At 57.6% G+C, this 15,885-nt stretch carries 10 protein-coding genes and 3 pseudogenes; 11 read left to right on the top strand and 2 right to left on the bottom strand.

Annotated elements, in window-relative coordinates; genetic code table 11:
* Positions 1 to 50 precede the first annotated feature (50 nt).
* Complete coding sequence (locus EJ077_RS01315) at positions 51 to 1,331, top strand: NAD(P)/FAD-dependent oxidoreductase (RefSeq protein WP_208699270.1); 1,281 nt, start codon at positions 51 to 53, stop codon at positions 1,329 to 1,331.
* 114 nt (positions 1,332 to 1,445) lie between these two features.
* On the opposite strand, the pseudogene EJ077_RS01320 reads toward EJ077_RS01315, so the two are convergent.
* Positions 1,446 to 2,440 (bottom strand): annotated as a pseudogene (locus EJ077_RS01320) (IS481 family transposase).
* 436 nt (positions 2,441 to 2,876) lie between these two features.
* Between EJ077_RS01320 and EJ077_RS31730 the strand changes: the two are divergent.
* The 3 genes from EJ077_RS31730 (at position 2,877) to EJ077_RS01330 (ending at position 6,085) form a co-directional block, all read left to right on the top strand.
* Complete coding sequence (locus EJ077_RS31730) at positions 2,877 to 3,791, top strand: GMC family oxidoreductase (RefSeq protein ID WP_245458604.1); 915 nt, start codon at positions 2,877 to 2,879, stop codon at positions 3,789 to 3,791.
* Positions 3,792 to 3,805: 14 nt separating this feature from the next.
* Complete coding sequence (locus EJ077_RS31735) at positions 3,806 to 4,561, top strand: GMC oxidoreductase (RefSeq protein ID WP_245458605.1); 756 nt, start codon at positions 3,806 to 3,808, stop codon at positions 4,559 to 4,561.
* Between the two features lie 360 nt (positions 4,562 to 4,921).
* Positions 4,922 to 6,085 (top strand): M20 aminoacylase family protein, encoded by a 1,164-nt coding sequence (locus EJ077_RS01330; protein ID WP_208699272.1) that lies wholly within the window; start codon positions 4,922 to 4,924, stop codon positions 6,083 to 6,085.
* Between the two features lie 445 nt (positions 6,086 to 6,530).
* Here EJ077_RS01330 and EJ077_RS01335 read toward each other — a convergent pair.
* A pseudogene (locus EJ077_RS01335) lies at positions 6,531 to 9,019 on the bottom strand (FAD-dependent oxidoreductase).
* A gap of 828 nt (positions 9,020 to 9,847) precedes the next feature.
* Between EJ077_RS01335 and EJ077_RS01340 the strand changes: the two are divergent.
* From EJ077_RS01340 to EJ077_RS32470, 7 genes and pseudogenes are all read left to right on the top strand, one after another.
* Positions 9,848 to 11,026: a M24 family metallopeptidase gene (locus EJ077_RS01340; RefSeq protein ID WP_128286277.1), complete on the top strand. Its 1,179-nt coding sequence runs from the start codon at positions 9,848 to 9,850 to the stop codon at positions 11,024 to 11,026.
* 175 nt (positions 11,027 to 11,201) lie between these two features.
* A pseudogene (ehuB, locus tag EJ077_RS01345) lies at positions 11,202 to 12,046 on the top strand (ectoine/hydroxyectoine ABC transporter substrate-binding protein EhuB).
* A gap of 58 nt (positions 12,047 to 12,104) precedes the next feature.
* The gene (gene ehuC, locus EJ077_RS01350) at positions 12,105 to 12,770 is read left to right on the top strand and encodes an ectoine/hydroxyectoine ABC transporter permease subunit EhuC (protein ID WP_208699274.1); all 666 of its coding nucleotides are present in this window, start codon (positions 12,105 to 12,107) and stop codon (positions 12,768 to 12,770) included.
* On the top strand, positions 12,767 to 12,928 hold the full coding sequence (locus tag EJ077_RS01355; RefSeq protein ID WP_210212150.1) for a hypothetical protein: 162 nt from the start codon (positions 12,767 to 12,769) through the stop codon (positions 12,926 to 12,928). Before ehuC ends, EJ077_RS01355 begins: the two co-directional genes overlap by 4 nt.
* Positions 12,929 to 13,279: 351 nt before the next feature.
* Complete coding sequence (locus EJ077_RS01360) at positions 13,280 to 14,122, top strand: transporter substrate-binding domain-containing protein (RefSeq protein WP_208699275.1); 843 nt, start codon at positions 13,280 to 13,282, stop codon at positions 14,120 to 14,122.
* A 139-nt stretch (positions 14,123 to 14,261) separates the two neighbouring features.
* On the top strand, positions 14,262 to 15,026 hold the full coding sequence (locus EJ077_RS01365) for a hypothetical protein (RefSeq protein ID WP_208699277.1): 765 nt from the start codon (positions 14,262 to 14,264) through the stop codon (positions 15,024 to 15,026).
* Between the two features lie 284 nt (positions 15,027 to 15,310).
* On the top strand, positions 15,311 to 15,787 hold the full coding sequence (locus tag EJ077_RS32470) for an aldehyde dehydrogenase family protein (protein ID WP_281040188.1): 477 nt from the start codon (positions 15,311 to 15,313) through the stop codon (positions 15,785 to 15,787).
* The last annotated feature ends 98 nt before the right edge of the window (positions 15,788 to 15,885 follow it).

A 15,885-nucleotide genomic window follows, 5' to 3' on the forward strand; every position in this document is an offset into this window, starting at 1 on the left:
CTGAGTTGTGTGCGCACTGAGCCAGCGTCCAGCCTTATGAGAGCGGATGAATGCTGAACGATAGACGGTCCCATGGGCTTTGGGAGCGGACAGCTCCGCCGCCGCCTGCAACGGAGAATCTGCGAGGCAACCTCGTCGCCGATGTCGCGATCGTCGGCGCCGGCTACACCGGGTTGTCCACTGCGCTGCACCTTGCCGAGCGGGGCCTGGACGTTGTCGTGATTGAGGCAGCCGAAATTGGTTTTGGCGCCGCCGGGCGAAGCACCGGGTTGGTGAATGCGGGCCTTTGGGTTATGCCCTCGGCGCTGAAGGAGACGCTCGGTCCGCTCTATGGCGATCGTTTGCTTAATTTGCTGCGCGATTCCCCACGCACCGTCTTCGAGATCGTCGACAAGCACAACTTGCAGTGCGAGCTGAAGCGGGCCGGCACGATCCATTGTGGAGCCGATAAGAAGGGCGTTGCCGAGATCGCGGAGCGAGCTCGGCAGTGGCAGGCGCTCGGCGCCCCGGTGCACATCCTCGACGCCGGGGAGACGCGTGCCAAGACAGGCACCTCGGCCTTCCCCGGAGGCCTCCTCGACCTGCGTGCCGGGACGATCCAACCGCTCGCCTATGTGCGCGGCCTCGCTGGTGCGGCGATTGCCGCCGGCGCGACCGTCTTTACGGCGAGCCCGGTCGAGCACATCGGGCGCGAGGGCCGCCTCTGGCGGCTCGCCACGCAAGGTGGAACCGTCCGGGCGACGTGGGCGGTTCTTTCGACCGACACCTACACGTCGCGCATCTTCCCCGAGCTGCGTGGCGAGCAAGTGGTGCTCCCCTTCTTCCATGTTGCGACTGCGCCGCTGAGCCACAGAATTCGCCACACGATTCTGCCCGAAGGGCACGGCGCATGGGACACCCGCACCGTGCTGACCGCCTTTCGCACAGATAATGCCGGCCGCCTCATCGTCGGCAGCGTCGGCGCGCTCCGCGGCACCGGAATCCCTATTCATCGTAACTGGGCGCGGCGGCGTATCCGGGCGCTCTTCCCGCAGATCGGTGAGGTCGAGTTGGAGCACGAGTGGTACGGCCGGATCGGCATGACGAACGACCATCTGCCTCGCCTTCACCTCCCAGCGGAAAACATGATCGCGCTGACGGGTTTCAACGGACGAGGCATCGCGCCTGGCACAGTGTTCGGCCGCGAGCTCGCCCGCCATATCAGCGGCGAGCTGCCGCTCGACGGGATGTTCCTGCCGGTATCTTCGGCGCGGAGCGCCCCCTTTCGGGCCATCAGAGAAGGCTACTATGAGCTAGGTGCGCAGATCGCGCATTTGCCACCGGCCTGCTGATCTCGGGGGCACGGTCCTCGCGACCTCTGGGCATGAGCTATCCGGAATGCACTCGCTCTGCCGTCGGTTGCCGGACGCGTGCGCTGCCGACCACCGCGCTACGCGTCAGCCCTCCTAGATGTTTAGTCCCGGCATTTGCTGGAGCGGATCGAGTTTGAAGCGTTCCGGTTGTGACGCCCACGCCTTGCAGATGAACTCGTAGGGCGTAAGGCCTTTGAGGGTCTTGAGCCTGCGACCGAAGTTGTAGGCCGAGATGAAGTCGGCAAGGTGCTGGCGGAGTTGGTCGTGGCTCTCGTAATAGAAACGCCTGACGGTTGCATCCTTGATAGTCCGGTTCATCCTCTCGACCTGGCCGTTGGTCCACGGATGCCTTGCCTTGGTCGTTCGGTGCTCGATGTCGTTCGTGGCGCAAGCGTATTCGAAGGCATGGGCCCAGAAGCGTTCGCCGTTTGCGATGGCCTCCTTGATCAATGGCACGGCCGAACCGCCGGCGCCGGGCGTCGTGAACTGGATACCGTTGTCGGTGAGGACAGTGTGGATCTTGTAGGGCACGGCCGCGATCAGGCGCAGTAGGAAGTCTCTCGATATGGCGGTGGTGGCCTTCTCATGCAGTTCGACGAAGGCGAATTTCGAGGTGCGCTCGATAGCGACGAACATGTGCAGCTTGCCCTGTTCTGTGCGCACCTCGGCGACGTCGATGTGGAAGTCAGCCGATCGGATAGCTCTTGAACTTCTTCTTCGCCGGCTTGTCGCCTTCTACGTCCGGCAGGCGGCTGATGCCGTGGCGCTGCAGGCAGCGATGCAGTGATGAGCGCGTCAGGTGTGGGATCGTCGGTTGTAAGGCATAGAGGCAGTCATCGAGTGGCAACAGAGTGTAGCGCCGGAAGGCGACTATGACGGCCTCCTCCTCGGGCAAGAGCACTGTCGATCTAGGCTCTCTCGGACCGGTCGGCAAATCTGCCACCGAGGTACCGTTCCCGCCATTTGGCAACAGTCTTTTGGTTGATCCCGTAGCGCTTCGCCAGCGCCCTCAGGCTCTCTTGACTATGCTGTATCGCTCGACGGACCGCCTCTGTCGTCGTGGCGCTCCCATGAAGAACCTGGCCCATAGCGCATCCCTTGATTCGGAGGACAAGGATGCCCCATCAAAATCTGGGATCAAACATCTAGGGATGCCGCAGCCTCGAGATAGCATTGGCGAAAGGCGGGCCGCTGCAATCAGCTTGAGACCACCAGCAGCAGTTGACGAAACTAGAAGACCCAAAACGGGTGAAAAGAGTGGCCGCAAAAACTCAAAAGACGAGGCTTCGGGTTTCCTGCCGCTCATCGGGCGTGTCGAAACTCTTCCCGCATGGCTTCTGATAAGATGAGTTCCCTTACCGCCTAAAAGCGGAGGGAATTGGCTCCCTTAGTTGGAGTCCAGCAGGATGGCGATTTCTGCGGAATTCGTAAACAATCGCCGCTTTCCCGCCGAAAGGCGGTCCCATTCGCAGATCTTCGCTTCAACATTGTGCTAGCCTGCAGCCGCAGGATGGGGAGGAATTGTTGCTCTTTGACTATATAATTGTAGGTGGCGGCTCATCTGGATGCGTCCTAGCGAACAGATTGTCGGCCAATGGCAGTCAGGTGTTGCTCATCGAGGCGGGGCCTGACTTCCCCCCGAACGAAATTCCTGACGATATTCTCGACGGCAACCCCACACGCGCTTATTACAATCAGCGGTATCAATGGCCATCGCTTACCGCAGCCATCGCCCGAGATGGCAACAGACGCGTGCACTACGAGCAAGCTCGGGTCATAGGTGGAGGCTCCAGTATCAACGCTCAGGTCGCCAACCGGGGCGGCCCCGCCGATTATGATGAGTGGGCGTCCACGGGGGCAACGGGTTGGGACTGGGAAGGCGTATTGCCATATTTCCGCCGACTCGAATGCGATCTGGATTTTCGCGATCACTTCCACGGCAATAGCGGGCCGCTGCCGATTAGCCGGGCCGACAAACGAGAGTGGTCAGGATTCGTCAATGCGGTATCGACGGCTTTTGAGGATGAAAATATACCCTTTCGACCAGACTTCAACGGTGAGTTCCGCGACGGCCACTCAGTTGTTCCACTCACAAACCTCAACCGTCGCCGCGTATCAGCCGCGATGGCCTATTTGCCCGAGAATGTCCGTGCTAGGCCGAACCTCAGAATTTTGTCAGAGACTACGGTCGTAAAACTAACCCTTTCAGGTCGCCAAATAACCGGCGTGGATACTGAGAGTAAGGCTGGTCGCCAATCTTATAGCGCCCCAGAGGTTGTTCTATGTGCGGGCGCTATTCATTCGCCTGCGATACTGATGCGATCCGGTATTGGTCCGGGAAGAATTTTATCAGAGGTCGGCATTCAAGTTGTCGCAAATGTTGAAGGAGTCGGAAAAATCTCCAGGAGCATGCCGGGGTCGCCATCTCGGCGTACTTGAGACCGGAGGATCGGATGTTGCCGACCGCGACCGGATATATCCAATTGCATGCCCGGTATTCATCCGGTCACGATGGTTGCCCGCCTACCGATATGGCCATCTCAGTTCTGGCGAAATCTGCGTGGCACCCCGTTGGCAAACGTTTAGGGACACTGAATTTCTGGGTCAATCGTGTCTATTCGACAGGAACTGTCTCGCTCAAGAGTTCGTCTCATCTCGTTGAGCCAGAAGTGAATTTCGATATGTTGAGCGACCAACGCGACGCTGAGCGATTGAAAAATGCGTTTCGATTCGTTGCGAGACTGATAAATCATAAGGCCTTGGCGCACACGGCGCTTGACCCCTTTCCTTCTACCTGGACTGGACGAGCAAAGCGAATCGGCAAGTACAACCGTTTTAACTACGGTCTCACCTCATTTCTCGCAGTCCTTATGGATAGTTCCTCTTCGCTCCGGCGAAGCCTGATCAGGTTTGCAATCACTGATGGTCGCAGCATCTCAGACCTTCTAAATAGTGACCAGCTTCTTGATAGCTTCGTACGACAAAACGTTTTTGGGAACTTTCATCCCACTTCAACTTGCAAAATGGGATCTGCGCATGATCCAAACAGTGTGACGGATCCGACTGGGCGCGTTCATGGACTATCGGGTTTAAGAGTCGCCGATGCTTCGGTGATGCCATTCTGCCCGCGAGCAAATACCAATATCCCAACAATTATGCTTGCCGAGAAACTGTCTGACGCCATACTTCGTGAACGGGGGCGGCAATGAAGGTGACGTTTTGTCCAGGGGGTTCTGCAAGTTTAACCGGCCGCGGGGCACACCTCCGTCATTTTAGCTCGCTATCAATCTGGCTCGTCCGGAACCTTGCCGAATAACCAAGAATACTAACCGACCGCCGATATCGAGAGGCCCTTTGCAAACGCGGGATTTTGCCTCATCTCGATGCGAGATGGGGCCGATACACACAATGCATTTGACTGTAGAGGTTCATCCCTAGACTCTTTCCAGCGATAGCACAAACGATGCGGAACCGCCCATCTAGGATGCCCCCGAGAGCGGCGGCGCAGATGTGGCTCGAGCTGGCAGACCCGAGGCAAGGGTCTGCTCAATTTGGTGCAGGAGACAAGAATGCGCAGCGTCAATGATTTCCGGGATATTCATGATGAGGCTATCGCTTGGCGCCATCACCTCCACCAGAATCCGGAACTTGGATACAACGTGCACAATACCGCCCGCTTCGTCGCCGAAAAGCTTGCTTCCTTCGGGATAAATCATATCGAGACGGGCATCGCGGAGACCGGTGTCGTCGCGGTGATCCAAGGTGCAGGCGGGGATGGACCGACGATTGGCCTGCGCGCGGATATGGACGCGCTGCCGATCGTCGAGGCTACCGGCAAGCCTTGGACTTCGCAGATCGAGGGGAAGATGCACGCCTGCGGTCACGACGGCCACACCGCCATGCTGCTAGGTGCCGCTAAGCATCTCTCCGCCGCGCGGAACTTCAAAGGTTCGGTGGCGCTCATTTTCCAGCCCGCCGAGGAAGACGGGCAGGGCGCCGGTCGAATGGTGCAAGAAGGCTTGATGGACAGGTTCAATATCTCCCAAGTCTTCGGTATGCACAACATGCCAGGCATTGACGTGGGCAGGTTCGGTATTCGCGACGGATCGATTATGGCGGCCCTCGACGAATTTGACATCACCATTACCGGCCGGGGCGGACACGCCGCAACGCCTCATTTTACCATAGATCCGGTGGTGGTCGGAGCGCAGATCATCACGGCCCTCCAGACCTTGGTTTCCCGAAATCTCGATCCGACGGAAGCGCTCGTTGTGTCAGTGCCGAAATTCACCGGAAGTGAATCCTACCACATCATACCTGACTCCGTGACGCTGGGCGGAACCGTTAGGAGCCTATCGCCAGCATTGCGTGATTTTGCGGAAAAACAAATCAAGGTCTGCGCTGAAAATATCGCGGCAGCTTTCGGGGCTAAAGTGGAATATAGGCATAGGCGTCTCGAGCCGTTGACGTTTAACCATACAGCATCGACCGAATTGGCCGCCGCAGCCGCGCGGGCTCTTGTGGGGCGGGAGGCGGTCAACGAACAGGTCAAGCCGGTGATGGTCTCGGAGGACTTCTCTTACATGTTGCAGGCGCGACCTGGCGCGTTCCTATTCCTCGGCAACGGACCTACCGCGGGCTTGCACAATCCGACCTACGATTTTGATGACAATGCAATCCCTTACGGGATCGGCTACTGGGTCAACTTGGTGGAAGGCGGCTTGGCCGGTTAGCGCTGCTTACTCTCCTAAACTTTGCCCGCGCTCCCATCAGATAGTTACGCAGCGTTGCTAGCTTACTGGCCGCGCCGTCATGAGGCATGACAATCCGGCTCCGTCGTCTAACTGAGCAATCTGAGTGCCGAGCAAGTAGCCGGTCCCTCCACGCACCTGGCCGAGTACAGTCTGTGTGCGGCCCGAAACCGGATCATGGCTTGCGAGACAAGCCGATGGGCTGCCGTTCGACCTACTCAAACCAGAGCACAGTACCGTTCCCCCATAGCTGAGGGCCGTTGATACTTTGGCGGCAACTTGCGTCGTGTCTTTTGGGCCTATCGGGATCCGCTTCCATTGAGGGCCAGCATAAAGCTGGCCTGTAGCACAACAACATCTTTATCCCGCGACCCGAGGCAAGGCGCGCCCAGCGACCAGAAGCGCTCCAAGATTGCGCGGTCTAGTCTCAGGCCTTGAGGAGCTCTTTTGCGACCAGCTCCTCTACAGCACGCCACTCGCCCTTCACGCGGCTGCGCCCGGCGTCATAGAATGGCCGCAAAGAAGCTATGGCGGGATAGCGTTCGCCAGCGATCTCGATTTCGAAGGACCCTCCGGACAGCCAATCAGCCGTCACCCCTGCTTCTGCCTTGAGATACCCCATGCCAATACCACAGCCCACAGTGTGGCCAAAACCAGCTGAGCGAAGGTAACCGACGAGGCTGCCGTTACGCCAGACAGGCTCGGTTCCGAACATCAATGATTTGGCATTTGGGGCAGCGAACTGGACCAGCCGCCGGCGCAGAGGTTTGCCGCGCTGGGCCTCCAGTGCAGCGCGTCCAATGAAATTGTCAGGCTTGTCCCAGGCAACCGTGAACCCCAGTCCCGATTCCAAGGGGGTGTCCTCATCACCGACATCTGCACCCCAGTCACGATAGCCCGCTTCCAGGCGCAGCGTGTTGAGAGCAACATATCCGGCATGGCCTAGTCCGAGATCGGCGCCGGCGGCCACCAGAGCGTCGTAGACCCCTAGTGTTTGTTCGGTCGGGATGTGAAGTTCCCACCCCAACTCGCCGACAAAAGTCATCCGGAATGCGAGAGCGAGGCTATACCCGACCTCAATTTCACGAGCCGTTGCGAAGGGAAATGCCTCGTTGGAAAAATCCGCAGGACTGACGCGCTGCAGTAACTCACGCGATCGCGGACCCATCACGGACAGGGTGGTATATCCGGATGAGACATCTGCAACCGAGACGTGGCCGGCTTCATGCAACCGCAGCCAGGAGAGGTCACGGGTGCGTTGGATTGCCGCCGTTACGACAAGAAATTCCTCCTCGCCTATGCGTGCGATGGTGACGTCGGACTCCATACCGCCTCGCTCGTTGAGCCAAGGCGTATAGACGACGCGGCCGACGGCTACGTCGACGTCGTTCGTGGACAAGCGCTGTAGCAACGCCAAGGCATCCGACCCCTGTACCAAAAGATGCGCGAAGGAGGTTTGGTCGAACAGAGTGACCCCGGAGCGAGTGGCCGTATGCTCAGCAGCGCTCCGCTCGAACCATTCGTCCCGGCCGAAAGTTGCCTGGTTTTCATTCGACGATCCAGGCGCACCAAACCATTGAACGCGTTCCCACCCGGCGCTTTCACCGAAATTCGCGCCGACTGCGGACAGGCGGTCGTGCAGGGGGACACGCGAACGTTGCGTGCCGTCTTGGCTGACTTATGCGGCAGATGAAGTGCCCAAAGGTTCCCGACCGCCTCCACCGTGCGGTCGTACAGATACCGCCTGTTCCGCTGGAAGGGCATTGATCGACGGACGTCCATTTCCCAACAGTCTCCAGCCGGCAAGCCTGTCGACATCCATTCTGCCATGACCTTGCCCGCACCACCCGAGGATTCGATACCGCAAGAATTGAATCCAGAGGCGACATACAGACCTTGAATTTCAGGTGATGGCCCGAGGTGGAAGCGGTTATCAGGCGTGAAGCTCTCAGGGCCATTGAAATTCAGCTGAAGGCCAACATCTGCCAAGATAGGCATGCGCTCGATGGCCGCAGAGAGATATGGTTCGATGTGGTCGAAATCTTCGGGCAACGAATCGAAACTGAAATCCTGGGGTATGCCGTTCATGCCCCAAGGCTTGCCCTTGGCCTCGAAGAAACCCACGAGCAATTTGCCGGCGTCCGCTTTTGCATAGACGCGCGCGTCCATATCGCGGATTGTTGGCAGATCATGGGGTAGGTCGGGAATTGCCTCGGTGACAACATAGAAGTGCTCGGCCGCCTGCAATGGCACCGACCAGTTAAGTTCAGCAGCCACATTCCGCGTCCACAGGCCGGTGCAGATGACCGCGTGTTCAGCACGGACTGTTCCTTGACTGGTTTCCACGCCGACAAAACGGCCCTTCTCGACGAGGATGCGTGTGATAGGTGTCCGCTCAAGTATCGTTGCTCCACCCTGCCGCGCCCCAGTTGCGAAGGCACGGGCGGTATCGATAGCGTTGGTCATCCCGTCGGAAGCGATCCATGCCGCCCCAAGGACATCACTGACATCGAGCAACGGAACGCGGCGTTGGGCTTCCGCAGCGCTTATCATCTCCACGTCCAGGCCAAACGAGCGGCCCATCGAAGACCCGCGCTTAAGCTCTTCAAGGCGGTCCTGGGTCGCGGCGACAGTGATGGAGCCGGTTTGCCGAAAACCAGTTGCCTGACCGGTTAGATTTTCGAGGTCCCTGAACAGATCCGCAGAGTATTGAGCGAGCTTTGCCATGGTTTCGTTGGCGCGGAGTTGCGTCACCAGGCCCGCAGCATGCCAGGTCGTACCGCATGTCAGTTGGTCGCGCTCCAGAAGCAGAACGTCCCGGTGGCCGAGACGTGTCAGGTGATAGGCTATCGAGAGGCCGATAATGCCGCCTCCTATAACAACGTATTCGACATGCGATGGTACTTTGCTGGCCATTTGAAACCTGTTGGAGCTTGGGCCAAAGCGCGGGCTAAGGCGGACTGGTCGTGGCCAATAAAATATTGTCAGATATGCTCTGATTTCCGCTGATCTGCGTACCAGGAGTGCAGTATTTCTGCGCCGTGAGGCGGCCCAATGCAGCGTGACTCCAGCAGAGTGCACCAGGTGAATGTGGTGATGACTTGAAGGGCTGCCGTGCAACGTGAGCGGAAGCGGGAACGCGCCGAGATCGGCACCCGAGCGGTGGGGGTGCTCAAGGGGAGTTGAAAAGTCCTAGGCGACCTCGGCCATCGTCTTCGCTGGTAAGCGCTCCGCCTCGAGAGGCGCCTCTTGACCCGCCGCCAGGGGCAAGCGCTTTTCCTCCTGAGCCAGCACGTGCCGACAGGGGTCGAGGGAACCGGCGCCCTTATCAATATCAGGACCTTGGGCAGTGGTTCCCAGCATACCGGCTGCCCTGCGCCGCCACGATTGGCGTAAGCGCCGGTGCCCAAGCCGAAGACAACATCCATATGGGCACGATGGGTGCAGGTGGCCCAGCGTCAGCTGACATGGGCGTCTCTAGTCGAAGCCAGCGGCATTCTTCAACGCGCAATTTCTTGTCTGCAGGCGCCGGCATCTCGAAGCGAGATGATGCCGATATAAACACTGCATTTGACTGAGAATGCCTTGGGACAAATGCTCGTCTGAGCACCCGCAACACAAGCAAAACGGGACGTGCGAGAATGGGCATCAAGATTTCCGCGCGTCGCCTGCGGTTGTCCTGGGCCGCATGAGCTTGGGCGAACTCAAGAGCGCACATGCTCAATTTCGAGAAGGATCATATGCATGAGCTACCAAAAACCTTTTCTGCGTGAGGAGTTCGACCGGCGCGTCCAGGACACGAAGAAGCGGATGCAAAAAGCTGGTCTTGATCTCCTCATCTGCCAGGATCCAGCCAATATGTACTGGCTTACGGGCTACGACAGTTGGTCCTTCTACACGCCGCAGGCAGTGCTGGTCCATGTCAACGAGGATATGCCTCTTTGGTTCGGGCGCCCGATCGACGCAAAATCGGCTACCGTTACAACAAACTTGCCGGCCGAGAACATCTTCGGATTCGCGGAGACTTTGGTTCATCACCCGGAAAATCATCCTTTCGATGATTTATGCGGGCTCATCAATTCCAAAGGGTGGAGTTCCGATCGCATCGGCGTCGAGCTCGACACTCACTATTACACCGCGCGGGCCCATCAGCACCTCGTTAGAGGCCTGCCCAATGCGAAGATCTCGGACAGTCGGGAACTTGTAAACTGGGCGAGGCTCGTCAAGTCAGAAGCCGAGCTCGTCTATATGCGAGAGGCGGGTCGTATCATTAGCAGAACTATGCGAGAGGCGATTGCGAAGCTCAAGCCGGGGGTTCGCGACTATGAGGTCGTAGGGGACATTTACCGCAATCAGATTTTGGGTGAGGGCAAGTTCGGCGACTACACTGGTCTGTGTCCCCTAATCCAAATTGGTGAGGGGACGAGCACTTGCCACCTCACATGGACGGGCCAGGCGATCCCCGAGTCAGCGCTAGTGGTGATGGAGCTTGGCGCGGCACGCCGCCACTATAACGCGCCCCTGACCCGCACAATTCACGTCGGACAGCCGCCACAAGAAATCTCGCGTCTGGCCTCCGTGATCGTTGAAGGCGGCGACCTCGCACTCGAAGCGGCCAAACCGGGCGTGGCCGTCGAAGAGGTGGCCGCGGTGTTCCAACGTACACTGAAACGGAATGGCTACAGCAAAGACAGCCGCGTCGGCTACTCAATCGGTGTTGGCTACCCGCCGGACTGGGGCGAACGCACTATCAGCATCCGCGCGGGTGAAACAACGCTATTGCAGGAAGGAATGTGCTTCCACTTCCAATCCGGAGTGTGGCTCGACGATTTTGGCGCAGCGATCTCAGAACCTTTCGTGGTCACAGCGAAGGGCGGCCAGCGCTTCTGCGATGTGGAGCGCCGCTTGGTCGTTATCGACTGATTATTAGCCCATCAACTTAGCCTTAGCGGGCACGGACTATGCGGCAATCGCCCAACACCGGTTTGTTACTCAACGAAATAGGAGATCAGCTTCTGCAAAAAAAGACGCTTCTACAAAGCTGGAAACGCCCATCCCGGGCTGCTGGATAATTCAACAAATAAGAAGGGAACGAGAAATGAAGATCAGACTTTCATACATTGCGGCTGGCTTGGGCCTTGCCGTGGCGCTTGCCGCTTTTCAGGCCCACGCAGGAGAACTAACCGACCGTATCGCCAGCGGCAAGTCCATCCGCATCGGCTTCGCGAACGAAGAGCCGTTCGCCTTTCCGGACAGTAATGGTCACCCAGTAGGGTTTGTAAACGCGATTACTCTCGGCGTCCTTAAGCAGATGGGCTACGAAAACGTAGAGACCGTCGTAACAGATTGGGGCGGACTTATACCCGGACTGCAGTCTGGACGGTTTGATATGGCTACGGGGGGCTCTACATCCTTAAATCAAGGTGCCAAAGCGTTACATTTTCCGAGCCTTTGGCGAAAGTGACCGACGCGCTTATCGTCAAAGCTGGCAATCCTAAAGGGCTGCACAATTATGCAGATATCGCAGCCAAGGGGGCGACTATGGTGACCGGCATAGGATATAGCAATATAGAGCAAGCGAAAAAGGCAGGAGTTCCGGAAGCTCAAATCATGCAAGTGCCGGGACAGACAGAAATTCTTGCAGCGGTCGAGGCGGGACGAGCAGATGCCGGGGCATCGGGATACCTGTTGTCTCGATCTGTGGCTGGCAAATCGGGTGGAAAACTTGACGTAACCGACCCGGATGCAATGCCGGAATCAACTCAAAACTGGGTCAGCATAGCCTTCCGAGAGTCGGACAAGGACTTTGTGGAGAAGTTCAACGAGGCTCAGAAAAAATACATCGGTACGCCCGAGATGATGAAGGCTGTCGAGCCTTATGGCTACGACGCAAAGCTGCTACCAAATGAAAAGAGTGCGGAGTGGGTTTGCGCCAACCGCTGACCCCGCCCAGACACGGCCGGAGGCTTGCCTCCCGGCCGTGTCTGACGCAGGATGGCGAATGTCAATTTTGGAGTTTCTCCAAAACTATGGCCAGGCGCTCTTACAGGGGACCTTGGTCACATTCGCGCAATTCTTGCTTGCTACGCTGGTCGCTGTAGCTGCCGCCGGGGCCGCAGGCATCGGCAAACTGTCGAGCAAGTGGCCTATCCGGAGTGTTAGCGTTGTATACATAGAGATCTTCCGCGGAACGTCGCTGCTGGTGCAGCTATATTGGATTTTCTTCGTGTTGCCGCTGTTTGGTATAACGCTTCCGAACTTCACCGCCGGCTACATATCCGTCGGCCTCAATATCGGTGCCTATGGCGCCGAGATTGTGCGCGGCGCCATTGAGTCAGTTCCGCGCGGACAGTGGGAGGCGGGGACCGCGCTGTCGATGCCGCAGGGCGTGAGGATGCGCAGGATCATATTGCCGCAAGCGCTGGCGATCATGCTTCCGCCTTGGGGTAATCTCCTGATCGAGCTTCTCAAGGGAACCGCCCTGGTGTCCCTCATCTCGGTCGCCGATCTCATGTTCCAGACACGCCAGATCAACGCCTCGACCTATCTGTCGGCGCAGGCGTTTGGAACAGCTTTGATTATCTACTACATCCTTGCCAGGTTCCTCATAACCCCGATGATGCGCTGGGCGGAACGCTTGGTTGCCCGGAGGCTTGGAAGGGCATGACATTCAACTGGCGCTGGGACTTTACGTGGGAGATCCTGCCACAGTTGTTGTGGGCTACCCTCAACACGTTGATTGCGGCCGGGGTCGGGTATTCAATTGCTCTGGTCGGTGGCCTGCTGCTCGCCCTTGCGCCCCTCGACGACCGCCTTCAGGATTAAGATCCAGAGATTGTCTTCCGGCGCGGCTGAAGGCACCGGAGACACGAAAATGCCAGCTGAGGCTCAGGTCTCTCGCGTTGCGAAGATGCTCCCCGTGCCCTCCGCACCATTCCACCGATCTGCTCAGCCGTATTAAGTCATCCGTTTCGATGGTGCTCGTGCACGCAGGATGTCTGCGCTTGGGCGGGAAGTTTTGCAGTTGCAACGCCCAAGAGCTGCGTTCTTCGCAGAAAGGGGCACTTAAAATGGCCTATCATACCGGATGCAAGCGTTTCTTGCTCGAAGTGCAAAGGAAGAACGCCCATCGCCGCCGAGAGGCGCGCGTTCAACAGAACAAGAAAAGGGAACAAAATGGAACGCATAATCAAAATTTTTCTGAGCATTGGGCTCGTCGTCGTTGGTCTGACGGCGCCCGCTTACACAGGTGAGCTTGCTGATCGCGCGGCAAGCGGCAAGACAATTCGTCTCGGCTTTGCTTCCGAGCCGCCACAGGCATATCCTGGTGAGGGCAACAAGCCTCTGGGGTACGTAAATGCCATTGCCGAAGGGGTTCTTCGTTCAATGGGTTACACCAATATCGAGCCTGTGGTGACCGATTGGGGTGGGTTGATCCCGGGGCTGCAAGCCGGCCGGTTGGATTTAATTACAGGTGGCATGTATATCAATAAAAAGAGGTGCGACAACATAACATTCTCGGAGCCTGTTTCTAAAGAAACAGATGTCTTCATGGTGAAATCCGGAAATCCGGAACAAATCACTACGTACAAGGATTTGGTGACTAAGAATGCGACCATGGTGACTGGGGCAGGCTACGCTGGCATCGAGATCGCTAAGAAGCTGGGTGTGCCCGCATCGCAGATTATGGAGGTTCCGGGAGGTACCGAAATTCTTGCGGCGGTGATCGCTGGTCGAGCAGCCGCTGGAGTGACGTCTTATACAGTCGTCCAGGATATCGCCAAAAAATCTGGAGGGAAGGTGGAGGCCACCAATCCCGCCTTAATGCCGGAGGAATCGTCCGCTTGGATAGGTATTGGATTTAGGAATTCAGACAAAGATTTCGTGACAAAATTCAATACCGAACTGAAGCGCTATCTCGGAACGCCTGAGATGATGAAGGCTGCGGCAGAAGATGGTTACGACGAGAAGGCGTTGCCAGGCGATACAACAACGGAATGGGTCTGCGCTCATCGCTGAAAACTTGTTTGCTAGAGGCAGGCGACTGCCTCTAGCACAGCCAATCTCATCAGCAGCCGCTCTGCGAAAAACCAGGGATGACATATCAGAAAGTAAGAGTCTAATCCGGAAACGGATCGTACGCACGGAGAACTTTGACATGCCTAGTGAGACTGCGTTCTACACCACTCACGTTGAGCCATCATATCCTGCTGTGGCAACTGAGACCGTCATCGGATTGATCACCCCGTCCAACGACGTCCTCACAGAGCTTGAATTGCGCAGAATGATGCATGATGACGGCATCAGTTTCTGTGCCGCCAGGATGAAGCATCACGAGCCCAGTACGGTCGAAAACCTCTACCGCCATGTTGATGAGATCGCTAAGGTTGGCGAGCTATTCGACCCGCCAGGTGTCGTCAAAGTATTTGCCTACGCCTGCACATCGGGATCAGCCATCATCTCGCAGAAAAGGCTGGAAGAGGAGCTACAGACAGCCCGACCCGGGGCCTCCTTAACCTCACCGATGACAGGAGCTTTGCGCGCCTTCGACAGGCTCGAGGTGAAACGCATCGCCATGCTCACACCTTATATCGATCAGGTAGGCGCTGTCGTCACGGAGGCCCTCAGCAGGTCGGGTATTTCGGTCTGCGCGTCTGCTTCATTCCACTGCAAAAACGATTCCGACATCGCCGGACTTTCCCCGGAAAGTATCTTCGAGGCCTCTTGCTCGTTCGATTCCTCTGAGGCTGAAGCTCTTTTTATCCCATGCACCCTCCTTCGGACTTCAAGCATAATCGACCGCCTGGAGGCGCGCCTCGGCAAGCCAGTGATAACTGCAAACCAGGCTATGCTGTGGGACGCATTGAGGCTCGCGCAATATGGGAAGCCAATAGCCGGCCATGGCCAGCTCCTGATGCTGTAATCTTCAAGGGTGCTAGATAAGTTCTCAAACTGCCAAACCCGCCCTTTTGAACCACCCCGGGCATTGCAACCGCGGCCAACTTGCCGTTCGAGGTTCGGCTCCAGAATAGCTGAGTCCGGATCACAAACGGCCAATATTAACTAGGCCCGAGCCTCTGCAAGCCGCCCTAATGCTCTGCAGGCCCGAAACGCGCAAATGCGAAGGAGCCTCCCTAATGACTCAGCGAAAGCCTGCGCTTCTTTTGACCGGCTCGGATCGAATAATGGGTAAACTGGAGGACTTTGATGTCGAGCGCAGAAGTGATCAAGAATTTCATCGATGGGGAATGGAGAGATTGTTCGTCTGGCAAACGGATCGAGGTTGATGACCCTTCAAACGGGGAGACGGTAGCGGTTATTGCAGAGGCAGGACCTGAAGAAGTACATCTCGCCGTTGCTGCCGCCGATCGTGTCTTTCGCGACCGCGTTTTGATAGACATGCACCCGTACGACCGTGGGCGTATGCTTTTCCGCGTGGCGGACGCACTTGAGTCACGCAGCGACGAGGTCGCGATCATTAACTGCATAGAGACTGGGAAGGCGTTGGACCTTGCCCGTGGCGAGGTTCGGACCGCCGTCAGATACCTGCGGTACTACGCTGGCTTGGCGGACAAGCTCGAAGGTCGCTCGATTCCGCGCGGGGCGGATCTTGTTGACTATACGGTCAGAAGCCCCTTCGGAGTGTCAGCCCAGATCGTTCCTTGGAACGGCCCCTCGAACTGACGGCCCGTTCGCTAGCTTGCGCCATTGCAACTGGTAACTCAGTGGTAGTGAAGTCCCCGAACTGGCTCCTTTATCAGGCATCGAACTTGCTCGCGCCT

The sequence above is a fragment of the Mesorhizobium sp. M8A.F.Ca.ET.057.01.1.1 genome, assembly GCF_003952565.1.
Taxonomy (GTDB): Bacteria; Pseudomonadota; Alphaproteobacteria; order Rhizobiales; family Rhizobiaceae; genus Mesorhizobium.